At 69.3% G+C, this 24,701-nt stretch carries 22 protein-coding genes; 17 read left to right on the forward strand and 5 right to left on the reverse strand.

Going from position 1 to position 24,701, the window contains the following annotated elements; all coding sequences use genetic code 11:
• The first annotated feature begins 14 nt into the window (after nucleotides 1-14).
• From AC067Z_RS35045 to AC067Z_RS35100, 12 genes are all read left to right on the forward strand, one after another.
• Nucleotides 15-599, forward strand: a complete 585-nt coding sequence (locus tag AC067Z_RS35045; RefSeq protein ID WP_478793679.1) for a hypothetical protein — start codon at nucleotides 15-17, stop codon at nucleotides 597-599.
• Between the two features lie 317 nt (nucleotides 600-916).
• Entirely contained in the window at nucleotides 917-1,492 is a 576-nt protein-coding gene (locus AC067Z_RS35050) for an ATP/GTP-binding protein (RefSeq protein WP_478793680.1), read from the forward strand.
• Nucleotides 1,493-1,525: 33 nt separating this feature from the next.
• A complete protein-coding gene (locus AC067Z_RS35055) occupies nucleotides 1,526-2,209 on the forward strand; it encodes an SAF domain-containing protein (RefSeq protein ID WP_478793681.1) in 684 nt (227 codons plus the stop codon).
• 2 nt (nucleotides 2,210-2,211) lie between these two features.
• Complete coding sequence (locus AC067Z_RS35060) at nucleotides 2,212-3,081, forward strand: hypothetical protein (protein ID WP_478793682.1); 870 nt, start codon at nucleotides 2,212-2,214, stop codon at nucleotides 3,079-3,081.
• Nucleotides 3,074-4,642 (forward strand): CpaF family protein, encoded by a 1,569-nt coding sequence (locus tag AC067Z_RS35065; protein ID WP_478793683.1) that lies wholly within the window; start codon nucleotides 3,074-3,076, stop codon nucleotides 4,640-4,642. Before AC067Z_RS35060 ends, AC067Z_RS35065 begins: the two co-directional genes overlap by 8 nt.
• Entirely contained in the window at nucleotides 4,639-5,559 is a 921-nt protein-coding gene (locus AC067Z_RS35070; protein ID WP_478793684.1) for a type II secretion system F family protein, read from the forward strand. The genes AC067Z_RS35065 and AC067Z_RS35070 overlap by 4 nt, the downstream gene beginning before the upstream one ends.
• Nucleotides 5,556-6,452 carry a type II secretion system F family protein gene (locus AC067Z_RS35075; protein ID WP_478793685.1) on the forward strand — a complete coding sequence of 299 codons (897 nt, stop codon included), beginning with the start codon at nucleotides 5,556-5,558 and terminating at the stop codon, nucleotides 6,450-6,452. The genes AC067Z_RS35070 and AC067Z_RS35075 overlap by 4 nt, the downstream gene beginning before the upstream one ends.
• Nucleotides 6,453-6,471: 19 nt before the next feature.
• Nucleotides 6,472-6,660: a hypothetical protein gene (locus AC067Z_RS35080; protein WP_366076797.1), complete on the forward strand. Its 189-nt coding sequence runs from the start codon at nucleotides 6,472-6,474 to the stop codon at nucleotides 6,658-6,660.
• Nucleotides 6,661-6,722: 62 nt separating this feature from the next.
• Nucleotides 6,723-7,121, forward strand: coding sequence for a TadE/TadG family type IV pilus assembly protein (locus AC067Z_RS35085; RefSeq protein WP_478793686.1), 399 nt, complete (start codon nucleotides 6,723-6,725; stop codon nucleotides 7,119-7,121).
• A complete protein-coding gene (locus tag AC067Z_RS35090; RefSeq protein WP_478793687.1) occupies nucleotides 7,118-7,576 on the forward strand; it encodes a TadE/TadG family type IV pilus assembly protein in 459 nt (152 codons plus the stop codon). Before AC067Z_RS35085 ends, AC067Z_RS35090 begins: the two co-directional genes overlap by 4 nt.
• Complete coding sequence (locus AC067Z_RS35095) at nucleotides 7,573-8,037, forward strand: TadE/TadG family type IV pilus assembly protein (RefSeq protein ID WP_478793688.1); 465 nt, start codon at nucleotides 7,573-7,575, stop codon at nucleotides 8,035-8,037. The genes AC067Z_RS35090 and AC067Z_RS35095 overlap by 4 nt, the downstream gene beginning before the upstream one ends.
• Nucleotides 8,038-8,043: 6 nt before the next feature.
• Nucleotides 8,044-11,724, forward strand: a complete 3,681-nt coding sequence (locus AC067Z_RS35100) for a LysM peptidoglycan-binding domain-containing protein (RefSeq protein ID WP_478793689.1) — start codon at nucleotides 8,044-8,046, stop codon at nucleotides 11,722-11,724.
• A gap of 109 nt (nucleotides 11,725-11,833) precedes the next feature.
• On the opposite strand, the gene AC067Z_RS35105 is transcribed toward AC067Z_RS35100, so the two are convergent.
• Together AC067Z_RS35105 and AC067Z_RS35110 are read right to left on the reverse strand one after the other, a co-directional pair.
• Entirely contained in the window at nucleotides 11,834-12,622 is a 789-nt protein-coding gene (locus AC067Z_RS35105) for an HNH endonuclease (RefSeq protein WP_478793690.1), read from the reverse strand.
• Between the two features lie 53 nt (nucleotides 12,623-12,675).
• Complete coding sequence (locus tag AC067Z_RS35110; RefSeq protein WP_478793691.1) at nucleotides 12,676-14,334, reverse strand: ATP-binding protein; 1,659 nt, start codon at nucleotides 14,332-14,334, stop codon at nucleotides 12,676-12,678.
• Nucleotides 14,335-15,036: 702 nt separating this feature from the next.
• On the opposite strand from AC067Z_RS35110, the gene AC067Z_RS35115 reads away from it, so the two are divergent.
• Both AC067Z_RS35115 and AC067Z_RS35120 read left to right on the forward strand, forming a co-directional pair.
• On the forward strand, nucleotides 15,037-16,443 hold the full coding sequence (locus AC067Z_RS35115; RefSeq protein ID WP_478793692.1) for a hypothetical protein: 1,407 nt from the start codon (nucleotides 15,037-15,039) through the stop codon (nucleotides 16,441-16,443).
• Between the two features lie 208 nt (nucleotides 16,444-16,651).
• A complete protein-coding gene (locus tag AC067Z_RS35120) occupies nucleotides 16,652-17,197 on the forward strand; it encodes an HNH endonuclease (RefSeq protein WP_478793693.1) in 546 nt (181 codons plus the stop codon).
• A gap of 187 nt (nucleotides 17,198-17,384) precedes the next feature.
• On the opposite strand, the gene AC067Z_RS35125 is transcribed toward AC067Z_RS35120, so the two are convergent.
• On the reverse strand, nucleotides 17,385-18,368 hold the full coding sequence (locus AC067Z_RS35125) for a hypothetical protein (RefSeq protein WP_478793694.1): 984 nt from the start codon (nucleotides 18,366-18,368) through the stop codon (nucleotides 17,385-17,387).
• A gap of 358 nt (nucleotides 18,369-18,726) precedes the next feature.
• Here AC067Z_RS35125 and AC067Z_RS35130 point away from each other — a divergent pair, with 358 nt between their 5' ends.
• The gene (locus AC067Z_RS35130) at nucleotides 18,727-18,909 is read left to right on the forward strand and encodes a hypothetical protein (protein WP_366076776.1); all 183 of its coding nucleotides are present in this window, start codon (nucleotides 18,727-18,729) and stop codon (nucleotides 18,907-18,909) included.
• Nucleotides 18,910-19,581: 672 nt separating this feature from the next.
• Nucleotides 19,582-19,959, forward strand: a complete 378-nt coding sequence (locus AC067Z_RS35135; RefSeq protein WP_366076775.1) for a hypothetical protein — start codon at nucleotides 19,582-19,584, stop codon at nucleotides 19,957-19,959.
• A gap of 35 nt (nucleotides 19,960-19,994) precedes the next feature.
• Here AC067Z_RS35135 and AC067Z_RS35140 read toward each other — a convergent pair whose 3' ends face one another.
• Entirely contained in the window at nucleotides 19,995-20,411 is a 417-nt protein-coding gene (locus tag AC067Z_RS35140; protein WP_478793695.1) for a zinc finger domain-containing protein, read from the reverse strand.
• 573 nt (nucleotides 20,412-20,984) lie between these two features.
• Here AC067Z_RS35140 and AC067Z_RS35145 point away from each other — a divergent pair.
• On the forward strand, nucleotides 20,985-22,277 hold the full coding sequence (locus AC067Z_RS35145) for a DNA polymerase III subunit beta family protein (protein WP_478793696.1): 1,293 nt from the start codon (nucleotides 20,985-20,987) through the stop codon (nucleotides 22,275-22,277).
• 345 nt (nucleotides 22,278-22,622) lie between these two features.
• Here AC067Z_RS35145 and AC067Z_RS35150 read toward each other — a convergent pair whose 3' ends face one another.
• Nucleotides 22,623-24,698: a hypothetical protein gene (locus AC067Z_RS35150; protein WP_478793697.1), complete on the reverse strand. Its 2,076-nt coding sequence runs from the start codon at nucleotides 24,696-24,698 to the stop codon at nucleotides 22,623-22,625.
• Between the last annotated feature and the right edge of the window lie 3 nt (nucleotides 24,699-24,701).

Here is a 24,701-nt window from a genome sequence, read left to right on the forward strand (position 1 = left end):
AGTACGTACGACCCATGCGCATCCGGAATTGGATCCGCGCAACCGCTCTCGTCTGTGCTGCTGGCGCGCTGATGACCGCGACAGCGTGCAGTAGCGGCGATGACACCGATCCCGAGGGCAAGAGCCCCGACGCGACCACGTCGGCCCCGGAGTCGACACCGACCACGTCGGCAGACCCCACCGTGGGTGCCAAGAAGGACGCGATCGCCGCCTACCAAGCTTACTGGCAGGAGATGGAGAAGCTCTACGCCGATGGCACTGGCAAGAAGGCGAACCTGAAGCGGTACGCCGCATCAGCAGCTTTGACTTCAGCTGAGGCGGACGCAAAAAGCACCCACGGCCGAGGGCTGATCCACGTCGGTGAAGTTTCCGTGAAAAACCCGACGGTCACCAAGCTCGACATCGACCGCAAGGTCCCCAACGCGACGCTGTCGAGTTGCTTGGACATCAGTCGCTGGGAGGTCATCAACGCCGAGACGAAGAAGCCTGCAGCCCTGCCCTCGGAACGACTGACGAAGTTTGTCGTGGTCTCCACGGTGGAGCGCTGGCCTGACGGCTGGAAGGTCATCCGGGACGAGCCCACGGACAAGCCATGCTGAGCGGCGGGCGCGTCCTGTCCGGGTCAGTCACTCTGGCGGCGCTCGCACTGATCACACCCAGCCAGGCCCACGCCGCCGACCTTCCCAAACCGGGCACAGGCGTTGGGCCTTGTGGGAAGTGGACCTGCGCCGGTGTGGGCCTACCGGGGAAGCACGGGTCCGGCAAGCCGGGTGGCGGGGGAGGCAGAGACAATGGGGGCGAAGGAGGTGGCGGCGGAGACGATGCCCGCCAGCTGGTCTGCACGTACAAACTCGCCGACCCGCAGCCGCCAGCCGGGAGCCTGGACTGGGCCGGACACGAGCCCGGCGATGGCGCGGTGTACGAGGAGCGGTGCTCGTACGACGGCAACCTGAATGAGTTCGCCGTTGTTCGGATGGTGTGGGCCGCAGCCCCACCCACGGCTCCCGCGGTTGACCCTGCCGTCCTGGCCCAGGAAGCGGTGGACAAGATGCTGCTGCGCAGCGCCGAGATTGGCATCACGCCGAAGCCGGGCGGCAAGGGCGTTGTCGGCATGCCGGTCTACATGTGGACCGAGAAGGGCCCGGAGACCTACGGCCCGAACACGGCCAGTGCGTCCGCGGGCGGCATCACGGTCACCGCAACAGCCAGGGTCAGCAAGATCGTGTGGAACATGGGCGACGGGAAGACGGTCACCTGCACGACGGCCGGCACCCCCTACAAGGCGGAGTACGGCAAGAAGCCGTCCCCCGACTGCGGCCACGTCTACAACGTTCCTTCGTCGACCACAGGCTCCGGCAAGTTCCACGTGACCGCGACCTCCACCTGGACGATCGACTGGCAGGTCACCGGCGGCGGCCAGGGCGGCCAGCTCACCGAAGTCCGTGACAGCGCCGTGGACATCACCGTCGCAGAGGTCCAGGTCCTCAACTAGCTCCCGCTCAGCACTCGAGAGGCACATCACCGCATGGAAACCCCCGCGCCGCCGGTGCCGCGTCCGGCCGCTCCGGCACGCCCCGAGGTACCCATCACCACCACGGCCCCGGTCAAGCGGGAGCGCCGCTGGTCGGTCGCCGCCCTGTGCATCGTCCTCGCCGTCCTCGCCGGCCTGGGAGCGGCGGCGGCCGTCACATCGGCCAGCGACCGCACCAAGGTCATCGCGGTTGCCCGCGACGTCCCTGCTGGCCAGGCCCTGACCACGGCCGATCTGACCATTGCCGAGGTCTCATCCGACGCCGCCCTCACCCCGGTGCCCGCCTCACAGAAGGCGTCCATGGTTGGCAAGCGCCCTGCCGTCGACCTGCGCAAGGGCGGGCTGCTGACCTCATCCCAGCTAGCCGGCGGTACCGGCTTGGGCGATGACAAGCAGCAGGTCGGCGTGCAGGTGAAGCATGGCCAGGCCCCCGCTGGCACTCTCGCGCCTGGTGACAAGGTTCTCGCTGTGACAACGCCAGCCCAGGGCGAGCAGCAGACGGCAAAGGAAGCCGAGGCGCCGCCCTCGACCATCAATGCGGTCGTCGTCACCGTCTCCCGTCCGGACGCCTCTGGCAACGTCGTGGTCAACCTTGCCGTCGCCACAACCGACGGCCCATTGCTGGCCACCCACGCAGCACAGGGCCGGATCGCCCTCGTGCGCGAACCGCGGAGCTGACCATGCCGGTTACCGCACTCGTTTCCGCGAAGTCCTGCGGCGTCACCACCGCCGCCCTCGCGCTCACCCTCGCCTCCAAGAGGCCCAGCCTGCTCGCCGAATGCGACCCCGCCGGCGGCACCGTAAGGGCTGGATTCCTTCAGGGCGAAGTCGGCGCCGGCTTCGGCCTCTATCACCTGGCGGCTGCCGAGCGCACCGGACCGGACGCCCTCGCCCAGGCCTTCGCCAGTCACCTCTGGCCGATGGACGAGGCCGGTCACCGCAAGCTGCTGGCCGGGCTGACCGATCCCGCCCAGACTGCCGCGCTGGGTCGCACATGGCCGGCCCTGTCGGAGGTCATGCACGTCCTGGCCGAAGAGGCCGGATACGACGTCTTCATCGACGCCGGACGCCTCGCACTCGAATCCGGCCGACTGCACACCACGCTGACCCCGGCGCCGCTGCTCCACCAGGCGGACCTGGTCCTCCTCGTTGTCCGCGGCACCGAGCAGTCCCTGACCCTGGCCAGGCACGTCATCGACCCACTGCGCACCGAACTGGCCGAACGAGGCACCGGATCCGACGCGCTCGGGCTGCTGCTCATCGAGGACGGCCCATACCGCGCCCACCAGGTCGCTGAAGCGCTCAAGAGCCCCGTTCTGGCCGCTCTGCCCCTCGACCCCAGCACTGCCGGCTACTTCACCAATGGCGGACGGCCGCCCCGCGGCTACGGCCGCAGCCCTCTGCTGCGCCATGCCCGAACCGCCACCGAGCAGTTCGAAGCGGCAGCGTCCCGGAGGCACATCCAGCAGCAGTACCCGCCCAGGCCCGCCAACTCGCAACTGGCCGGTGTGCTGCAGCGCCTGAGCGAGAGGGGAGGAACGCGTGGCTGACACCCAGCATCGCCCTGGTATGAACGGGCAGCCGGCCCCGATGGGCCGCGAGGACATCGCCGGCCTGCTTGCCGGACGCATTGGCCAGCGCCGCCCGACCCCGCCCCCACCGACCGCCGCCATGACGCAGGCCGCACCCGCTGCCATCCCGGCCGGCGGCAGCGGCGCCGCGGACGTCCCGCGGCTGGCCGGCCTGCCCGGCGAGATCCCGGTCGGCTGGGACGTCATCGAGGACCTGCAGGCCCTCGTCTCGAAGCAGCTCAGCACCGAGGACCCCGACAAGCTTCTGGAAGAGGCCGACCGCAGGGCGCTGGCCAAACGCCTGGTGCGCAACGCAGTCGCGGACTGGGCCACCAAGTACGCCCAGGGCAACACCCCGCTCACGGCCGAGCAGGAAGCGGCGATCGGCACCGCCGTCTTCGATTCCATGTACCGGGGCGGGCGTCTGCAGTCGCTTCTCGACCAGGACGGCGTCGAAGACGTCATGGTCGACGGGCTGCGTGCCCACGTGGAGTACCACGAGCGTCCCCGTCAGACGATCGAGAAGATCGCCGACAACCACGAAGAGCTCATCAGCTGGGTCAACCGCATGGCCCGCCTGTCCGGACACGGCGAACGCAGCCTGACCCAGGCCACCCCCATGGTCGGCTTCCGCATGCCCGACGGCTCCCGAGTCACTGCCTCCCTGCTCACCACTCGCCCCTCCGTGGTGATTCGGCGGCACCGCATCCGGCAGCACGGCATCGCCGAACTCGTGCAGTGGGGCTCCATCAATCCGATGCTCGAGCGGTTCCTTACCGCCTGCGTCCACGCCAAGATGAACATCCTGGTGGTCGGCGACATGGGCGCCGGCAAGACGTCGCTGCTGCGTGCCCTCGGCCGCGAGATCCCGCCCTCGGAGCGGCTTGTCACCCTGGAGTCCGACCGCGAGCTCTACCTGGACGAGCCCGGCCCCAAGCCCGGCCCCGTGACGTACGCGTTCGAGGCGCGGCAGTCCAACGGCGAGGTCCGCGGCGGCAATGCAGCCGGTGAGGTCACCATCTCCGACATGTTCGCCACGGCGCTGCGCTACAACGCCACCCGCGTCATCGTCGGCGAGGTCCGCTCCACCGAGATCGTGCCGATGCTTCAGGCGATGTCCGCCGGCGGTTCCGGCTCGATGTGCACCCTGCACGTCCGGCGGCCGCACGCCATCATCAGCCGCCTGGTCCAGCTGTGCACCGAGGCCGGCATGCAGACCGAGGCAGCCCACCACCTGATCGCCTCATCCATCGACGTGGTCGTCTACCTGACCTACCTGGACGAGACCGCGATCGGCGGCCAGAAACACCGGTTCGTCTCCCACGTCTATGAGGTCCACGACGTCGTCGGTGAAGGCGGCCGCCCGGTCACCACTGAGCTCTTCGCCCCGCATGCCGGTGAGATCCGCGCCGTCTACAGGAACATGCCCACCTTCATCGACGACCTCGAGCTCACCGGCCTGCTGCGCCGCGAGTGGCTCGTCGACAACCCCTTCGGCGCCTGGATGGGGCCCCTCACGACGGTGAGGCCCACCGGATGACAACCTCCCAGCTCGCCCTCGTCGCGGCCTGCTGCGCCGTCCTGGCCATCGTGGCGATCATCGCAGCCGTGCGGGAGATCCGCGGCCGCGTCCCCGACCCGACGAAGCCGACGGCGCGCATGACCGGCCGGATCCAGCGCGCCAAGGCAGAGCTGCCGGAGAAGTGGCAGCGCCGCTGGCGCCACCTGGTCACCACAGCAGGCATCGTGACGCTGGTGGTGTGGGCCTGGACCGGATGGCCCGTCCACGGCATCCTCGCCGGCGCCGCAGTCCTCGGCCTGCCCTACGTCCTCAACCCCGGCACCGCCGCCACCCAGCGCATCGAACGCCTCGAAGCGCTCGGGCAGTGGCTCAACCACCTCGCCGGCGTTCACCAGGCGGGCATCAGCCTGACCCAGACCATCCGCGCCTCCGCCAAGGCAGCCCCCACACCGATCGCGCCGAACGTGCGCGCCCTCGCCGACCGGCTGCGCTCCGGCATGGAGGCCGAAGACGCCTTTGCCCTGTTCGCCGACGAGCTCGCCGACGGCGTGAGCGACCACGTCGTTCTACTTTTCCAGTCCCACGCCGTCTACAAGGGCCCCGGCCTGTCGGACGCGCTGGAGGCCCTGGCGGTCACGATCCATCAGCAGGCCGCCGACGCCCGCGACATCGAGGCCGACCGTGCAAAGGTCCGCAAGTCCTCCCGCATGGTCTCCGTGGTCATCTGCGTGGTCGTCGTCGGCTGCATGCTCAACGACGCCTGGAGCGGCTGGTACCAGTCACCGCTCGGGCAGATCGTGTTGGCCGTTCTCGGCGGCCTGTTCGCGTACACGCTCCGCTGGCTGCGCAAGATTGCGCGGACTCAGCCCGACCCCCGCCTCATCGACCCGCTGCCCGCGAACGCAACTCTCACCATGACGGGAGGCATCCGATGATCCCGCTGGAGGCCGTAGTGCCCGCGGCCGCCGCCGGCGCCCTGATCGGCCTGGCCGTCCGCGCCGCCATGCCCGCCCGGCGCGACCTCGCCTCCGTGCTGGATCGCTTGGACGTCGCGAAGACCAGCGGGCCCCTCCTGCCGTCGGCTGCACCCAAGACCACCGGCACGCTGCCCGAGCGCGTTGGTACGCGCCTGCTGGGCGAGCTCGGCGGCCGCATCACGCTGCCCACCCAGGACCTGAACCTGCTGAGCATCAGCCCGGCCGAACACCTCGGCAAGAGGTTCCTGTTCGCCCTGTACGGACTGCTGCTCCCGCAGCTGCTCCAGGCCCTGCTCGCCCTGTCCGGCAGCCCACTGCCGTTCGCACTTCCGACGCTCGTCTCCCTGGCCCTGGCCGGCCTGTTCTGGTTCTGGCCCGGCAAGGAAGTCGCCCGGGAAGCGGCCGCGGCCCGCCTGATCGTGCGGCACGCCGCCGCGTCCTACCTGGAACGCGTCGCGCTCGCACGCATCGCCAACTCCGGCGCTGCGCAGGCCCTGACCCAGACCGCTGAGGTCGGCGACGGATTCATCTTCGTGCGCATGCGGCAGGTCTTCCACCAGGCCGACCTCGCCGGCGTCACCGTGTGGGACGCGCTCAAGCAGCTCGGCGAAGAGCTCGACATCCCCGAGCTGACCCGCCCGGCCGACACCCTCGCCCTCGCCGGCGACGGCGCGGCCGTCTACACCACCCTCCAGGCCCAGGCCCGCCAGCTGCGCATCGCGCTGCTCTCGGATGCCAAGGCTCAGGCCAACGCGGCGAGCGCCGCGATGATCCTGCCGGTCACCTTCGGCGTCATCCTCATGCTCGTCTTCGTGATGATCCCCATCACGATCACCATCCTCGGAAGCTGAACCAAAGGGGGAATCACCCATGGACATCCAGACCCTGACCGTGTGGATCCGCGGCCGCTACGAAGCGCTCAAGGCCGGCAAGGACGCCGGACAGACCTCCACCGAGCTGGCCCTCATCGCCGGCGCGCTGCTCGTCGGCGCCGGTCTGCTGGTACTCGCCATCCGCACCAAGCTCATGGAGAAGATCGGCATCATCAACGGCGGCTGACCAGCCGCTGCCAACGACCGCGAGGGGAGGACACAGGCGTGAGATCACGAATGCTGAAGGGCTTGCGACGCTTCATCCGTCGTCGCCAGCTGCGGGGTGACCGTGGCTTCGGCAGCGTGGAGTTCGCGGTCCTGGCCGTCGTCGTCCTCGCGCTGATCTTCACCGCCATCCAGGTCGGCCTGTACTACCACGCACGCAAGGTCGCCCAGTCCGCCGCCCGCCAGGGCGTCGAGGCCGGGCGGCAGTTCGGCGCCAGCGAAGGCGACGGCGTCGCTCAAGCCCAGACCTTCCTCGCCCGCTTCGGCGGCAGCGTTCAGGGGGCGAGCGTGTCGTCGGCCGGCAGCACCGCAGAGGAGATCCGCATCACCGTGCGCGGCAGCGTCGCCACCCTGGTCCCCGGCCTGACGCTGGACGTCGTCCAGCACGCCGACGCTCCGACCGAGCGCTGGACCAACCCATGAGGGCCCGAACCTACCTGCAGCGCCTCGCGCGGGGGATGCGCCGCGACCGGGGCTCCTACTCGCTGGAGACGGCGATCCTCGCACCGGTGATGATCGGGCTGCTCCTGCTGATGATCGCGTTCGGGCGGGTGACGGACGCAGACGGTGCCGTGGACTCCGCGGCCCGCGCGGCAGCCCGTGCCGCCTCGCTCGAACGGGACGCCGGCAGCGCCCAGGCCGAGGCGCAGGCCGCGGCCAACCGCAGCCTGCAGGGCGAGGGCATCACGTGCCAGGCTTCCAGCGTCGTGGTCGACACCTCCGGCTACGCGCTCGACATCGGTGTGGAGGCGAACGTGACCGCGACGATCGCGTGCACGGCGAACCTGTCCGACATCGGGCTGCCGGGACTGCCCGGCGCCAAGACGCTCACCGCGTCGTGGACCAGCCCGATCGACACCTACCGGGGCCGCTCGTGAACACCCTCGTTCACCGCATCGTGGCGCGGCGGCATGCGGCTTTGGCCGGACACCGCCGCGACCGCGGTTCCATGTCGCTGTTCTTCGCGCTGTCGTCGCTGGCGATCCTGATGGTGATGGGTCTGCTCGTCGACGGCGGAGGCGCACTGAACACGGCCAACCGGGCCACCTCCGTCGCGCAGGAGGCGGCCCGCACCGCCGGCCAGCAGCTCGACCCCGCCCAGGCGATCGAAGGCACCGCCATCACAATCGACCCTGACGCCGCCGTCGGAGCTGCCCAGGACTACCTCGCCGCCGCTAACGTCCAGGGCAGCGTGGAGATCACCGACGGCGGGCAGAGTCTCACCGTCACCGTGAACGACAGCTACGACACGTACTTCGCGCAGTTCGTCGGTGCCGGAACGATCAGCGTGACCGGCACCGCGAAAGCACAACTGCAGACCCAAGCCGCTGGAGGCTGAGCCGACATGGCCCATCGCACCCCCGCCCCGCTGCGCGCCATCGGCGTGCTGCTGCGGGCCCTGCTCGGCCTCGCCATCCTGGCCGCCCTGGTCGCCGGCGTCCCGTACCTGCTGCTGACGGTGGGCCACCAGCCGACCGAACTGGCCGGCGGCATCAACCTCCTGGAGCAGGACGACGGCAGCCTGTTCCTGGTCGTGCTCACCTGCATCGGATGGACCGGCTGGGCGGCCTTCACCTTCTCCGTCCTGGTGGAGATCGTCGCCCTGCTGCGCCGGCGTTCCGCTCCCAGGATCAAGGGGCTGCGCAGCCTGCAGTCGCTCGCCAGCTTCCTCATCGGCGGCATCGTGCTCCTCGCCCCCACCGCAGCGTCAGCCGCCACCACGGCGCCGGCCATCGCCGCCACCGTGCACACCGCGGGGGAGAGCGGTACCAGCGCAACGCCGAGCGCCAAGGGGTCCGCACCCGCCGACGCCGACTGGCCTCAGCACACCGTCGCCTCCGCCACCGAGCTGCCGTGGGACCTGGCGGAGGAGTACCTCGGCGACGGCAAGCGCTGGAAGGACATCGCCGCGCTGAACCCCGAAATTCCGCAAGTGGCGGCAGGCGACCAGTACCTGCCCAAGGGCGCCGTCATCAAGCTGCCCGCCGACGCCCGCCCCGTCGCCACGGCCGCCAGCCCCGCCCCTGCGACGATCAGCAGTCCGCAGACCAAAGTCCCCGAGCAGCAGAACGGTCGGCAGCAGCACCTCGAGGACCAGGCCCAGGACCAGAGCGACAGCGACTACACCGCCGGCGAGGACGAAGCAGAGCGGCCGGACAGCGTCACGGTCCGCGAGGGCGACAGCCTCTGGACGATCGCCGACGCGCACGGAGACCCGGAGGACTGGCCGGCCATCTACGAGGCCAACAAGGGCGAACCCACCCCCGGCGGAGGCCGCTTCAACAACCCCAACCTGATCTTCCCGGGCCAGGAGCTGGACCTGCCCCAGGTCGATACGGACGCGCCGCCCGCAGACCAGAACGCGGCCGACCCGAAGACCCCCGAGAGTCCCAAGGACAAGCAGGACGAGAAGCCGGCGCCTCCGGAGAAGGACGCCGACAAGGACGCGGAGGCTGGCAAGCCGACCCCGCCGACCGCGACCCCCACGCCCTCCCGTACCGCACAGCCCGCCCCCAGCACGGCCGCCCCCGCGCCCAGCGAGGACAGCAACCGCACCCAGGCGCCCGCCGCACAGTCCAGCAGCGACACCGCCCTGGCACCGGCTGCCGTATGGGCCGGCGCCGGAGCCCTGGCGGCCGCGCTCGTGGGCACCCTGGCGACCCGCCGGATCCTGCAGCAACGCCGCCGCCGGCCCGGCCGCCGCATCCCCATGCCCGCCGGCCGCGCGGCCGCAACCGAACAGGGCCTGCGCGCTGCCCAGCACCCCACCGGCTTCGACCTGCTCGGTACCGCTCTGCGCTCCCTCGCCCTCAACCTCGCTGCTGCCGACCGCGAACTGCCCGTCATCGAAGCGGTCGTACTCCACGAAGCGAAGGTGGAGCTCCACCTGGCCGAGGACACCGCGCCCATGAAGCCCTTCGCCCAGGCGGCCGGCCGCCAGGACCTGTGGGTCTGCCCGGCCTCCAGCCCGGACCTGGCCGACGAAGAGCGGCTGAGGGACGCCGATGCCCCGTACCCGGCGCTGGTCTCGATCGGCTGGGACGGCGCCGGCCACCTGGTCCTGGTCGACCTGGAGCACGTCGGCATCCTGAACCTGGCCGGCGACGACGACTTCGCCCGGCACGTCCTGCAGGCCATCGCGGTCGAGCTGGCCAGCACCCCGCTTCCCGGCCACCTCGAAGTCACCGCCTTGAACGACACTGCGCCGGGCCTGGATGCCGCCGCCCCCGAGCGGGTCGTGCGCATCGCCGACATCGCCAACGCGGCCGCCGAACTGGCCGGCCACACGGACGACCAACGCCGCGCCCTGGCCGCCGTCGGCGCGGGCAGTCTGCGCGCCGCACGGCTCACGGACGACGCCGCCGGCGCCTGGACACCGCACATCCTGCTCGCGGAGTCCCTGCCGGACAGCACCGACCGCACCGCGCTCTTCGACTCGCTCACGGAAGAACCCCGCGCTGCAGGCGCGGTGATCACGGCCAGCGCCCCCGCCGAGCTGCCGGCCACCGCGTGGACTCTCGAATGCCAGGGCCCGGATCACACCATCGCCCTGCCCGGCTCCAACCTCGCCGTCAAACTGCAAGGCCTGAGCGATGAACACTTCGCTGACGCCATCGAGCTGCTCATCGTCGCGGCCAGCGACGCCGACGTCCCGGCCCCCGACTGGACCCACGCCGGGGACGACCAGGACGACGAGCACGAGCAGGACGGGCCCGGGCGCATCGACGACGCCGCCGGCGGCGCGGATGCCGCAGGAGCAGAGCCCGATGAAGAGGCCGATCAAGTCGCCGACGAGGACGGACTGCCTGCGGAGTATGCCGAGCTCGAGCGGGATGCCGCCTCCGAGGACGACGAGCCGCTGCCCGGTACTGACGGATCCGAACAAGGCGCCGGCCCGGCCCTCTCGACCGACCTGGTCAAGCGCCAGGATGAGGACGAGGACGGGCCGCAGGGTGCCCCCGCTGGCCCTTCGCTCGCCGAGATCCTGGCCGCCGACGACGAGGGCGAGGCAGTCCCTGCCGCCCCGAAAGCCACCGGCACGAAGGACGACGACCCCGGACCGGCCTCCGGACCGGCGGACGTTGCACTCGCCCTGACCAGCCCATGCGCCACGCCCGCCGCGCCAGCAGTCCACGTCACCATCCCCGCACCAGCACCCGCTGGCGACACCGCCCCCGCCGCCGACAGCGCCCCGCCGACACCGGTGGCAGTAGACACAGCCGCCGCCGGGCTATCTGAGCCGGTGGCTGAAGCAGCCGCCGACGAAGGGCCGGCTGTCCTGCTGCTCGGGCCCCTCAGCATCGAAGGCGCGAGCGGCCGGATCGACTCCAGCCGCCGCAGCGCCGGCATCGAGCTGGTCACCTTCCTCGCCCTCAACCCAGGCGTTGACCACCACGGCATCGACGACGCCCTCTGGCCCGGGCGCCTGGTCAACAAGCAAATGCGCAACGCCGTCATCAGCAGGACCCGCTCATGGCTCGGCAAGGACGCCGACGGCAACGCCCACCTGCCGCGCGTCCAGGACACCGGCGACAGCCGGTACCGCCTCGGCCCCACCGTCATCTGCGACTGGACCCGCTTCCAGCGCTTCGCCCGCACCGGCCTGGCCCGCCACGACGAAGACGGCGACCTCGCTCTGCGCCGCGCCCTCGCCCTGGTCCGCGGCCGGCCCTTCACCGGCATCGACCCCCAGCGCTACGCCTGGGCCGAGCCGGCCATCCAGGAGATGGTCTCCGCGGTCGTGGACGTCGCGTACGAGCTGTCCACCCGCCGCAGGGAAGCCGACGATATCCCCGGCGCCCTGTGGGCAGCGAAGCGCGGCCTGCTCGCCGCCGAGGAGAGCGAAATGCTGCACCGCCAGATCTTCCTCGCCCACCACGCTGCCGGCGACATCGACGCCCTGCGCGACGCCGCCGCACGCCTCGCCCGCATCAACGAACAGCTCCTCGGCGGCGTCGATATGGAAGCCGAGACCGCCGAACTGCTCCGCAACCTGCTGCCCCGCCCCGTGACCCGCGCCCGCTGAGAAGGGTCGTCAGTCCAGCTTCTCGGGACGTCGGTCCCCACGTTGCCGATTGCGTCCCGTACGGCGGATCGCACGCGCCGATGATGGCGGCGACACCCTTGTCCCTTGGTCATGAGGTGAAGGCGCCGCTGCAGAACATGTCGTCACGTGCCAGGGCCCGATAGGTCACTGCTTCCCAGCCGTTGAGCCGGTGAGCGAGGCGCGTTGCTGCTTCGCCCGACAGATAGGCGCGGACCATGTCCTTCCCGCCGGCGTCCAGCATCATGGTGAGCTGCTGGCGGATGTTGTTTACGGTGCGATTGGCCTGGACAGCGAAGAGTCTGGCCAGCCCGAACAGTTCGAAATGGTGCGCGGTCCGATCGATGAGGATCGGCTCCCATCCAGACGGTGGGCTGATGAAGAAGTCGATCCAGAGGGGACTGCTGTCCACGATCCTCGCATCGAGCCAGGGGTCGTGGTCGATACGGTCCAGGTAGGGGTGCAGCGGTGTGGTCTCGGCGCCCGAGGGCAGGCCTTCGCCTTTGGCGTGGTTGCAATCGGCACAGGCCGGTACCAGGTTCAGCGGATCAACGCACAGCGCGGGGAACATCTTCTTGGGCAGGAAGTGGTCCAGGGTGCGCACCATGCCATGGCCGCACAGAGGGCATCTCTCGTCCGCGGGGGCGGCCATGATCTGGTCGTAGACGGCTCGGCCGTCCCGGGTTTTGACCATGCCGCTCTCATAGGCCCATCGCACCGCATCGCTCGCTGAGATTCCCGGCACAGTGAACTCCGCACTGTTCAGCTCGTGCAGATTGCCGTGCCGCGCCGCCTGCCGGAAACGCTCGCCCGCGGCTTCGACACTGTCACTGGCAGCCTGCAGCAGACTGCGCCGCTGCAGATTCCTGGTGCCGCGCACACACGCGTCATAGCTGTCCCTGGCCGAAAGCGCCGGCGGGTCAAGGGGCCACATCAGCGGTACCTGGCCGCGGCCCGGTATGCCAGCAGGATCCGGACCAGTCCCTTCGCCTCCCCGCCTAGCTGCCCCCGGAAGCGGTCAAGGACCTGCTCGTAAGACCCCAGCTCGTCAACGGCTTTGGCGATCTCGGCATGGAATCCGGACTCCCTGACCTCCAGGCCGAAGATCTCGTGGGTGAGGACCCCGACGTTTTCTCCGTAGGTCTCAAGATCGGGCCGCTGCGGCGGGTGACGGTCCCAGCGGCTTACCTTCCACACGCACGAACGAGGAACCTCCTGCAAGACCACGGGGGAGTGGGTCCCGATCAACGCGACGCCGTTGCGGTCGGTCAGCAAGTCCGACAGGGCCCGCACAAAGGACGCCAGCAGCGGTGGATGCAGGTGGGCCTCGGGCTCGTCCAGGAGTACGAGGGACTGCTCGGCAACGGTCTCCACCAGTCGCGTGATGGTCAGCAGCACGATGGCGTGCCCCGAACTGAGGCCGGAGAAGATCTCCCGCGCCTTCTTCTCGTCCCGCTCATGAAAGGTCGTGCGGCGCTGCATGGACCGGGCGAAGGCATGGATGGGGGACTCGTAGAAGTGCGGGTCGCTGCTCAGCACGTCCAGCGCGGCTATCCAGCGGACCACCCGCCCGGCGGCAGTAACCTCCTCGACGCTCTTGCTGAACTCCGCGCTCAGGTCGTCGTACGACTTGCGCTCCCTGGTAGGACGCCCGAAGACATCGACCTTGGCCAGGCCTACATACGTGTACGACACGGGCGTCTCGACCGGGTCAGCCGGCGGCGTCTGGTCGCCCGGAACGTCCTTGCCCCCATCCCAGCCCCTCACCTGCGGGTGTCGATCCTCGCCGTTGCCTCCTGCCTCTGCCTCAACGCTTTCCTGAGCGGGGTCGAAGGCGCTGAACGTGACGGATACGACGTTGGTGAACGATCCACTTCCGTCACCGGCCCAGACGATCTCACCGACGTCGCTGGCCTCCGCAGCTTGGTTCACCACCGCCTCGCCGAGATTGCCCAGCAGGGTCGTTTTACCCACGCCGTTGCGGCCGATCAGCACGTGGATGTTGGTCGGGGGCCAAGAGTGCGGTGTGACCGAGAAAGACAGCCGCCCTACGTGCGTTGTGGTGTCCTGGAGTGCGGTGTCTGTCGGTGCGACATAGTTGAAGTGATATGCCGTCAGCCGGGTCCCGCCCCGGGCGATACGCCGAAACTGACCCTCGACGGTCTGTGGCTCGACGCTGCGCAGCAACGATGTCCGCGTGACGTCCCAGAGCATGGCTTCTGCGAAAGCGGCGGGGTCGAAGGCGATGTCGCACAACCCCTCAAGGATCTCCATACGCACCGAGGGATCGAGCCTGACGATGTTCTCGTAGTAGGCGGTGTCCTGCCCCACCGAGAACCAGTACAGCCGCCGGTCCAGCCCCGTCAGCTGACGGAACTCCCCCTTCTCGAGCGGCCTCTCATCCCGCACCAGGTCGGCATAGCCAATCTTGACCGGCCCCAGTTCGTCGACCGAACCGAAGCCGTCGGCGAACCACAGCCGGTACAGCGTCAGATAGTCGTCGTCAGGCCAGGGAACGGGCTCCAGGAGACAAGCCCGACGCCTGCGCCTGCTCCGTGGCCGTTCCTTCGCACCCAGCACAATGAAGCGCACGCATCCCTCCTCGAAACAGCTCACTGAAGCACCCACCCGTCGCCCGGAACAAGTCGACGGACTGTGCCGGAATGGGAGTGCGCGGGCATGGCCAGGCAGGTCGGTGCCCGCCCTGCACCTGTACGTCGTCGTACGCCGCAGGGTGGCCCACCTCGCACACGAGCACCTGGTGCATGTCAGCCACGACGAGATCACGAGGCCCGTGGGCCCGCAGAGAGGTCCTGCTTAGCTGCGTAGGTCACAAGCAGGAGCGGTTGTCGACGCATTCTGAGAACGACAATGGGGCGACGGTCATGAAGATGTTGGGGCGGCCGCACCGACCAGCGCTCCCAACACGGCAGCGCCGAGATCGGACGACCGCTTTGATCCACGGCCGAACCGTTCGGGCAGATCACGCCACTGCACTCCGGCCCGCACCAGGTGCAGAATTCCGTTGATTACCTGCGGCCCCGCCACCGGCCACAACGACCGTTGCTGACCGGCAGGCACGGCCGCAGCCGTTCCCACTGCACCTGTCAGATCACTCCGCCCGCCCCATTCCAGGTGCCAACGACACCCGGCCCGCATTGTCCGAGTTCCGGCCGCGTGGAGTCGGCAACCGATCCACCTCGTAGGGCTAATCCCGCCGCAAACGGCGATGCGAGAGGCCCCGCCTCTGACAGCATCCAGGCCAGGCGCTTGTTCACCGGTCGAAGGCAGGGCATGAGGCACAAGCTCAACGAACGGCAGCTGGCAGTGCTGCGGTGGGTCGGTAAGGGCTGTCCGGACGGAATCTGGGACTCCAATACCCACAAGACCAGCTGCCAGGCCTTGCAGAACCGCGGGCTGGTTAAGGTGTCCAGACGCGGCGGTCAGTGGAACGCGGTGCTGACAGACACCGGGCGCTACTACTTGGCCCACGGCACCTACCCAGACCAGAATGCGCCGGCGAGAAAACTGCCCATGCCCCGGTTGCCTCGCGTCCCCGCGCCGACGAGTTCGGGACCGGCCACGACTTCGCCGCCATGTGGGCCGTCGCAGCCGCGCAAGACCTTCACCCAACAGCTCCTGGAGGAACTGGAAGCAGCCGGCGGCAGGATCGTGAAGTCCGGACCAGACACAGACGCCTGGTACAGACGTGCCTCCTTGGCGAGCAGGTCCGAACGGATCCCGAAGACAAAGGAGCTGCATTGGTACCGGTGCCGGGAAGGCGTCGAGATCAAGCTCGTGGACATTCCAGCCTGGCGTCTGGCCGTGCTGGAACAGGTGGTCGTGTCGGCACGGTTGACCCGTCCGCACCCTGTCGTCCAGGCCATACAGAAGGTGCGCCACCCGCTCGGCCTGACCAAGCCCGTCCAGCAACGCACACTCCGCCTTCTCCACGCCCTCCTTACAACCGTGGAAGCGGATGGCCACACCTGCAGACCCGGCGTGGTGGACGCCGCACCACTTCCTTACCGCCGGCTCAGCGCTCGGCCGCACTTCACGATCACTGCCCAGGGGCAGACGGTGGAGTTCCGTGTCCTTCAGGAGAAGGACAGAAGCGAGCACATCCCGACGGACAAGGAGCGCGCCGAAGCGAAGAAGTACTCATGGGCGCGGATTCCGCGTTTCGACTACACGCCCTCGGAGCGGCTGCGCCTCGTCCTCAGCGGTGGCCAGCCACACCGCGCGTCCGAGTGGGCCGATAGCTCCGGACGCAGCTTGGAAGACCAGCTCGCCGAGATTGTGCAGGAGATCGGACTGCGCGGACAGGCCGCCGAGCGCAAACGCCAGGCCGACCTTGAAGCAGCTCGGCAACAGCGTCTGCGCTGGGAAGCTGCGATGGCAGAGGCCCGCGACCGGTACGCCGAGGCATACCGCGTTAAGCAGCTGGAATCACAGCATGCCGATTGGCGCCACGCAACCCGGCTGGGCGACTATCTGGAGGCCGCCCGAGCACACGTGGCGTCCCTCCCACCCGGTTCCACAAGGACCCAGGCTGAGGAGTGGGTGGAGTGGGCCATGCGGCATGTGGCACGAGGCAACCCTCTGGCTCGAGGGCTCCGACTCCCGGATATCCCGGAACCACGGGCTGAAGATCTCAAGCCCTTCCTCGGCGGTTTGAGCCCCTACGGCCCCCGCTACTGACCCGGACCGGCGCAGCACCCGACCGGGTTTGCTACCGCGTCGCCGTCGACGACGCGCCAGCTTCAGTGAAGGACGATCCAGGGCGGTCGGCCGAGGGGCACAGCCCGACGCCGGGCCGCTTGCCCGCCGGCTTCGTTCGGGCAGGATACGGAAATTGAATGACGAAACATGGAAGGACTGAAGGGTGGGGAGAAAGCGGCGACGCTTCATGATCTGGGAATGGCTGGCCGTGCTCTTCGCGAATGACGGTCAGTGCTTCTGGTGCAGCAACCCGTCCCAGACAATGGATCACGTCATACCGTTCTCGGATGGTGGCCTGGACGACCTTCCGAACTTGTTGCCGATCTGCCACAAGTGCAATCGGGCCAAGAGTGACAAGAACCCCGTCGTCTGGCTTGTGTCCATGGACCTCTGTATCCGTTGGGACGGGAAAGGGACCCCGCGGGACGGTGCCATGTACAAGGACAGCAGCCTGCGGGACCTGTACCTGTCGGCGCATACCGATGTCCTGGATGTTCTTGACCAGATCGATGAGGTTCTTGCCGAGATCACCGACGAGAAGCGCATTGCCTGGTTCAACGACAGGTACAAGTCATATGGCTATCCGTCTGCCTCGTATGGCGTGCCAAGGGCACGGGCGGCGGCAGAGAAGCGGGTGAAGAAAGGCAAGGAGAAGGGGTATCCGGATCTGAACGTCGAAGTGAAGGAACTCCTTGCCGGTCGCGGAATAGACACCTCAACATTCGATCTGTAGCACAAACTACTGAGCTTGAACTCGTGACGTCGTCTCTTGTGGTCAGGGGTTGATCGTCAGGCGGCGAGGCAGCCGTCTATGAGGCTGCCTTGGGCGCGCTGCCGCAGCGGTCACAGGACGTGCGGGGCGCCGCATCGACGTCGCCAGTGGCTCCCCGCCTGCGACGCCGCAGGACCGGCGGCGGGCGTCAGGCGCCCGCTGGCCCGCCGTGCTCCGGGCTGGCGGTCCTGGTACGTGCGAGGGCGTCGTCGAGTGCGTCGAGCCAGGCGGCCATGTAGGCCTCTGCGGTGGGGTGCTGGCTTCCGGGACCGGTGAGCAGCCCGTGCTCGGCGTGCTGAAGCAGGAGGGCCTCGACGAGATCGGCGAGCTGGGCGCCGGCGGGGGTAAGGCAGGTGGCGAGGGCGTGGGGCACACCGGTGGGGTTGAGCATCTGGGGCATCATCAGCTGGAGGAGCGGCGCCAGGCCGGTGGCGGTGAACGCGGCCCGGAGGGCTGCGAGGGCGGGGGTGTCCGGCATGAGCAGCCCGTGGAAGAACAGCAGCCCTGCGATGCCGGCGAGCTGCTGCGCCCGCTGGCGGGCGCGGGCCATGTCCTGTTCGCCGGCGGTGGCCAGGAGGGCGAGCGGATCGTACGCGCCAGCGATGGCCCATGTGCCGAGCGTGCCGTCGGTCTCGGCCTGTTCGGCGGCCGCGGCGAGCGCCTCGGTGCTCAGGTCGGGCATCAGCACGCGGAGGGTTTCGACGAGCACCTGGCTGCCGATCTCGTCCGCCCCCATCGCGCTGGCCGCCATGAGGTGCGTGCCCGCACGCCGCCGCGCCGCGTCCAGGCCGCGCACCATCGGTACCAGGTCGGCGCCGTCTTGCAGCTGCCGGCGTACCTGGTCCGGGTCCGGCATTCCGGCCGGCCCGTGCGCGAGCGCCCGCTCGGCGTCCGCATAGAACGCGTCCTGTTGCCGCTCGCCGCCCGTACGGGCCTGCGTCATAAGCCGCTGCATCCTGGAACGTTCCATGGCCCACAGCAGGGCCTCCCGTACGGCCGGCCACGGCGGCTCCGGCACTGCTTGGCCACCGGGGAACGGCTGGCGCCCGGCTTGCGCGTACCAGCCGATCACCGCCCATCGCAGATCGCGCCCCTGACGCGCGTGCCGCGCGAGTGCGGACGCGACGTCCACCACCGGCTCCCGCAGCACTGACACTGAGCCCCGCCCGCGCCCCAGCCACCGCCGCTCGTGCGCCGGAAGCAACCCGGCTGCCCGCCACCGCTCCAACTGTGCCCCCGACACCGTCAGCCCTAGCGCCGACAGGCGTGCGACCAACTCCCGATCCGCCCCACTGGGCTCACCTCTGACCACAACCCGGGACCTTAGAACCCCGCGAAGCATCCGGAAAGCACGCAATGGCTGCATGGCTGACTGAGCTCGGATGCCAGACGCACACCGCCGCCCTTGCGGGCCTGGGGCGCTCGGCTTCCATCGTCCTTCCGTCCGCCCGTGAGGGGACGGACTTCTCTCAACCGACTGGAGGCCCGTCATGCCCATCGACCCGTTGTTCTTGCTGCCGCTCCTCGTGGTCTGCTTCGGCATCCTGTGCGCGGCGGCTGTCTGTGTCGTCGCGTTGATCCGGGCCCATCGCACTGACACGGTTGCTGTGGTCAAGGCTCTGCCGGAGCTGACCGCGACGCTCCTTCGGCTGCGTCGGCGGCCTCGGCGATGAACCAGCTGGACGGGGATCCTGCGCTGCGTGGCGGTGGTCCGGCCTACCAGGAATGACAGTTGCCCCTTGCTCTTGTTGGTCGGCGGTGGCAGTCGGCCAACACCGAGAACCCACCTCTGCGAGAGATGGAGTCACCCATGACCCGCACGCCCGACGCCCTGCTCATCACCCCCGAGGCGGACATCGTCCCGGTCAGCCTGCCCGTTGACTCCGACGCGCGGCTGACCTCATGCGTTCCGTGATCCGCTGCGAGCGGGTGGACGTGGTGGGCTCACCAGCCGGCTTGCCAGCGCGCCCCGGAGCTTCGACGACGTCACCGGATCGTCCTCGACAGCATCCAGTGGGGCTTCCCAGGAGGGCCGGGCGACAGTCCCCGTCCCGCGCCCTGCGCCTCGTTTGGGAATGACCCGACCCCGGCAAGGTGGTTGCTGTCTTGCGCGCTCTCTGAGGACCGCGAAGAGTGGTCCGCCCGGTCGACGTGCGAAGGACTCCCGGGCGGACTCCGCTCCCCACGCTGCCCTGTCGCGGGCCGGGACACCGTGAACACGGCCGCAGTCTGGGCCGAACGAGGCAGCCCGCGATCGCTGCCGCGCGATACGCCGTTCCGGCCCGGAACACCTCGCCCGATGCCAGACTCGGCACCATCTCGCCGAGGCGAAGAAGGGCCTGTTCGTGATCGAAGACGACAAGCGCGTTGAGCAGTACGCGATGGACGCCGCCCAGGCACACACCGAGCTGGCCCGGCGGCTGGTCGACGTGCCGCTGGAGTACCCCCTGGAGGCGTACCGGATCCTCAGCGGCCTGACACGCAGCGCGCACGAACTGCCCCAGCTGCTCGAGCTCCTGGAGGGCGGCATCGACCGGCTGCGCGCCGGCGACCGCCTGGAAACAGACTTCAGGGGCGCATCGCTGGCGGAGAAGCTGCAGGACTTCCGCGCCGGCCTCGCCAAAGCCAGCGAAGCCGTCCAGGCCGTCGAGCAGGGCCTGGACAAGGCGTACCGCGCGATCGGCCACGTCTCGTACAAGGAAGCTGCCGAGCCCCAGCCCTAGACCTCTGCTGCGCCGCCTCATTCACGGTCGAATTTCTATAACCGCCGCAGGTCAGACGGCGGCGCAGCCCGTCCCGTCAGCCCATGGCGCCGTCCCTCGCGGGCCGTGTGCACGGTCTGCCGCAGCTCCCGCGGCCGGCTCCCGTCCATCGGTACCATCCGGCACATCGCCCCCGCGGCCGCAGCGCATCGCGGGCACGGCCGCTGGAGAGCCTCCCGGTTGCGCTCCATGTCGTACGACGTCAGGTTCGCGTACCGCGCTGCGTGGGCACCTCGCAACCGCCGCGCCCGCGCAAGTGGCAGGCACAGCTCGCCGACCGGCGCTCCGCACTGCCAGCACGGCCGTACGTAGACCACATAGCTCTCACCACTGACCGGCCCTTCGCCGGGCCCCAGTCGGCCGACGACGTACAGCTGCCAGTCCGGCGGATCGGGACCGTCCCAGTCGTTCATGTGCTCAGCATGAAGTCCGGGCCGCGGGCGCCGAGACAATCCGCCGGCCGCTGAGGTGGCCGCTTCGCGGATGCCCGGAGCCTACCCGCCCCTCGGTCAATGCTCGCCCGTCCTGTCACCGCCGCGAGTGACGCATGTGCGCAGCACTTTCGTTGACGGGGGCGGGGCGCCGCGCGGCGGACCACGGCGGCCGGGGCTGGCCCGCTTCGCGGCCCTCGCCCCTTGCTGCGTGCCGGGCGCTCCGCTGCGCTGCGGCCCGGACCGAGCGCTGCGCGCTCTCACGCACCGCGGAGGCCGGTCAGCCGGTCGCTGAGGGCGCTGCGCGCCCCGCTCCCTTGCTCCGCACTGCCCGCCTCCTTGCCCTCGGCGCTACGCGCCACGGGGCACCGCCGACGCCCGCCGCGCAGTGCCCCGCCCCCGTCACCCATATGCCAGGCGACCAGCGGAGATTGACCCCAGAAACCGCCGCGAAACACCCCCCTTTAGTGACTCGTGAATGGTATAGTTGTCTTGTTGGTCGGCGGTGGCAGTCGGCCAACGAACCGAAGGCACACCCCAACCCGAGGGAGAGCTATGTCCCACCCCGAGACTCAGGTCACCGCCGAGAAGACTGCCGCGAAGAACGAAAAGAAGCCCGTCAAGCCGACCGCGCACTTCGCCGGAATGCACGCGCAGATCACCGAGGCGCTGAGCATCGCCGAATTCGGCGTACCGACTCAGGCTCAACCGCTCGCACAGCGCGGCGTGCTTATCCAGACGAGCCGCAACCGGCTCACCCTCAGCACCTTCGATTTCTGGACCGCCGTGTCGGTCACGGTGCCCGTGGGCACGCCCGCCGCGAAGGGATATTCGCTGCTCGATTTCGTGGAGCTGAAGAAGGCGCTCGCCGCGATGGTGGCGGGCGAGACCAAGACGGTCGCTGCCCGCACGCCGGTCTCGCTCGCCGGGGACCTGCTGGCCACCGAGCACATCACCGTGCCGATCACCGCGCTCGACATCCACGAGTTCACGCACCCGCCGGAGGCCGTGCCCGCCATGGCCACCATGGATGCGCAGACGTTCCTCGCTCAGCTGAACCGCGTGCTGCCCACGGCGGGCCGCGACGAGACCCTGCCGACGCTCACCGGTGTCCAGATGACCCTGGAGGGCGAGACGCTCGCGATGGCGGCCACCGACCGCTACCGTTTCGCGGTCGCCGAAGTCCCCACCAGCGCCACGGTCAAGCCGCTGGAGAAGCCGCTGACCACGCTCATCCCGGCTGGGATTCTCGCCCCTTTGGCCAAGCGCTTGAAGTCGTACGACGGCCCGGTGGGCATCGGCATCATCGAGAGCGGCAAGGACGTCGTCGCCCGGGCCACCCTGTCGATGGGGGACACCACCATCACGATGCGCCCGCTGGAGGGCAGCCTGCCCAAGTACGACAGCCTGTTCCCGACCGAGTGCGACACGTCCGTCCGCGTGGAGCGCGCCACGGTCGTGCGGGCCGCGAAGAAGTGCCAGGCCCTCATCAAGGCCAAGGGCGAGAACGGCATGCCCGTCAGCTTCGCGTGGGACGTCGACGGAACCCTCACCCTCGCCCCGCGCATCGGGACCGCTGACGACCAGGCCCGCACCAAGGGCATGACCATCCCGTCCACGATCACCCATGGAAGCGCCGACACCCTGCTCGGCAACCTGCTCGCCCTCAACCCCGCCTTCCTCCTGGACGCGCTCGGCACGTTCACCAGCGACACCATCACCTTGCACATCCGCGAGATGAAGGACGGATTCACGAGCAAGCCGGTGCTGCTCACCGAGGGGCCCGACATGGTCGGTCAGGATTACCGGCACCTACTGATGCCCATCCGGCTCGACCTGAGCAAGTAGCCACGCCAGCGGGGCGGGACAACAATCCCGCCCCGCCCCTGCGGTGGGTGTGTGTTCGAGCTCGAACTCAGTGCCATCGTGCGGGTCAAGGCCCCGTTGTACCGGTGTGCACGCGAGGTTGCCGAAGCCACCCAGAGCTACGACATCAGCGCCGTTGATCGAAAGGAATGGTGAGCCGGTTTGATCACCATCACTCGCGTCGATTCCGCCGTCGGCCGTGGCCAGGCCGTTCGTAGCGGGGGCAGACAGGTGACTGACGCTGCTGGTTCTGCGACCCGCGTGGAGGCCGCCCGGCGGTGACCTCCAGGAGCGTGGACGGCCCGGGCTCTTGTGAGGGTGCCTCGGTCAGCGTGAGTAGGCGGAGGGGGTGAGGCGGTTGCCGGTGACGATTCCGGCGAGGACGAGCCGGTTGGTGGTGGCGCCGCGGGGGCGGTGGGTGGCCAGCCAGGCGAGTTCGTCGATGCGTAGAGTGCCGCTGCTGGTGGTTTTGGGAGTGAGGTCGAGGACGAGGATCTGGCCGAAGGGAGCGTTGGCGTTGGTGTACTCGGCTTCCTGGGTGAGGTACTTGGCCTCGATGTGAGCGTGGCTGTTGTCGTCGCTGTCCTGTTTCATCTCGGTGAGGTAGCGCAGGGGCCCGAAGTGGACCATGACATCGGCGCGGCCCATGCCGATGTTGATGGGTTCGACCTGGACGACGCTGTGCAGGGGACCGGCCAGCAGCCACTGGTGGAAGTCGCGCTGGAGATCGCCCTCGTTCGCGTCGCGATGCCCCTTCTCAGGTTTACGGCGGTAGTCGAAGGGAGGGTCGTCCTTCTTGCCGGGACCAAGCAGGCTGGTGCGGGTCAGGTCGGATCGGCTTTTGAGGAACAGCAAAGTCTGGGTGACCAACACGCTGAACGTCCGCCGGACGGCCCCTGTGAACGCCTCATGCTCGGACATCTGCGCCAGGAAGTTGTCGAGCAGCGGCATGATCAGGGGGTCATCGGCGTTGAGGCGTGCGACGTCATTGTCGTAGGCGAGGCTTTCGACGGCCGCGAGACCGGTGTCGTCGAGGTTCGCGGCGAGGTGGAGAGCGTCCTTCATGCCGAGTTGGCGCACGACGGTCGGCGCGATGCGATACAGGCGCTCTCTGCCAGCCTCGGCGTCGGGGTCTTCGTCGTCTGAGCCGTCTGGGTCGCTGCTGACTGGGCTGCGGGAGTCGCGGGCGCCGATCCGGGCGAGGACAGCGGCTGCGGCAGCAGTGTCGAAGCCGGAGCGTGGGGAGCCCTCAGGGTGGGCTGCGGCGTGCCGCAGGGCGCTGAGGAAGGCCTCTTTGCGTAGGAAGCCGTCCTCGACGGCCGGTTCGACCAGCGCGGCCAGCCCTGGAGTCTCCTGGGTGGTGCCGAGTGGCTTGATGGTGCGGGCAGCTCGGTATGCGGTGACGACCGCGTCAACGGCCTGCCAGGAGTCCATCCATACGTCCGCCTCGAGCAGTCCCGCAGCGGTCCGCAGCTGGATGAGGAGTTGGGACCAGGCGACCTCGGCTGCCTGGCGTGGTTGGAGCCATGAGGGCTGGTGAGTGCCGTGCAGCCAGGCCCGGCGGCGTTCCAGGGCATGTTCGATCCGGTCGGCGGCCGATGCCACCTGGGCAGCGTTGTTCGCGGTGAAGCCGAGGATGGAGTCACAGACGGCCAGATAGGCGGCAGCGTCATCGCGGGCTTCTTCTGCCGCTTCGGCCGCGGCGAAGAGCGAGCGGGCCTCGCTGATGAGGCGGCTCACCTCGGGCAGGTCGGTCGAGGACAGGGCGGTCCGAAGGCGGTCACAGCCGAGCTCGAACATGGCGTCGACGTCGGCAGCCTCGTCGACGGACAGGTGCTGCAGCAGCTTCCGCACTGCGGTTGAGACGCGTTTTTCCTGCTGCGCCCAGCAGTCCAGGGCCACGCCCAGGACGCGGGGGAGTCGCTCAAGGAAGTCTTCCGGCCCGTCGGCGGGCAGTTCCTCGAGGATGTCCCAGATCTGGTAGGGGCGGACTGCTTCGGAGGCGGCGAGCCTGACAGCGCCCTCCAGGCGGGCGGCGGCAAGGAGTGGGCCTTGCTCGACCTGTTCGGTGAGCCCGTCGAGGAGAGCTCCGTTCAAGGGCTTGGCGAGCGCCTTGGTGGTGGCGGCGCTGCCCAGGAGGGTCTCAAGCGACGAGGTCAGGGCCAGGACGCTGCTCTGGTGGGCGAACCCTGCGGGGAACGCGGCTGACGCCTGCTTCCATGCACCGTCTGCGGCGTCGTAGGCATGGACGATTGCCTCGGCCAGGAGGGGGGCGAGCGGGCCGGCTGCAACGTCCGGAACCTGGTCGCGCACCGCATCCGCGGGCAGCCCGATGTGCTGGAACGTGATCGCTCGGGTACCGGTGGTGGCCAGGTCGCTGAGGCGGTCGGCGAGCTGCGTCATGTC

This window comes from Streptomyces sp. NPDC043812 (genome assembly GCF_056436245.1).

Coding starts and splice junctions, on each gene's coding strand:
- AC067Z_RS35070 (WP_478793684.1), top strand. CDS start 4,639: ATGACAACCTCCCAGCTCGCCCTCGTCGCGGCCTGCTGCGCCGTCCTG.
- AC067Z_RS35115 (WP_478793692.1), top strand. CDS start 15,037: ATGAGGCACAAGCTCAACGAACGGCAGCTGGCAGTGCTGCGGTGGGTC.
- AC067Z_RS35075 (WP_478793685.1), top strand. CDS start 5,556: ATGATCCCGCTGGAGGCCGTAGTGCCCGCGGCCGCCGCCGGCGCCCTG.
- AC067Z_RS35145 (WP_478793696.1), top strand. CDS start 20,985: ATGTCCCACCCCGAGACTCAGGTCACCGCCGAGAAGACTGCCGCGAAG.
- AC067Z_RS35130 (WP_366076776.1), top strand. CDS start 18,727: ATGCCCATCGACCCGTTGTTCTTGCTGCCGCTCCTCGTGGTCTGCTTC.
- AC067Z_RS35100 (WP_478793689.1), top strand. CDS start 8,044: ATGGCCCATCGCACCCCCGCCCCGCTGCGCGCCATCGGCGTGCTGCTG.
- AC067Z_RS35055 (WP_478793681.1), top strand. CDS start 1,526: ATGGAAACCCCCGCGCCGCCGGTGCCGCGTCCGGCCGCTCCGGCACGC.
- AC067Z_RS35060 (WP_478793682.1), top strand. CDS start 2,212: ATGCCGGTTACCGCACTCGTTTCCGCGAAGTCCTGCGGCGTCACCACC.
- AC067Z_RS35080 (WP_366076797.1), top strand. CDS start 6,472: ATGGACATCCAGACCCTGACCGTGTGGATCCGCGGCCGCTACGAAGCG.
- AC067Z_RS35045 (WP_478793679.1), top strand. CDS start 15: ATGCGCATCCGGAATTGGATCCGCGCAACCGCTCTCGTCTGTGCTGCT.
- AC067Z_RS35150 (WP_478793697.1), bottom strand. CDS start 24,698: ATGACGCAGCTCGCCGACCGCCTCAGCGACCTGGCCACCACCGGTACC.
- AC067Z_RS35090 (WP_478793687.1), top strand. CDS start 7,118: ATGAGGGCCCGAACCTACCTGCAGCGCCTCGCGCGGGGGATGCGCCGC.
- AC067Z_RS35120 (WP_478793693.1), top strand. CDS start 16,652: ATGATCTGGGAATGGCTGGCCGTGCTCTTCGCGAATGACGGTCAGTGC.
- AC067Z_RS35140 (WP_478793695.1), bottom strand. CDS start 20,411: ATGAACGACTGGGACGGTCCCGATCCGCCGGACTGGCAGCTGTACGTC.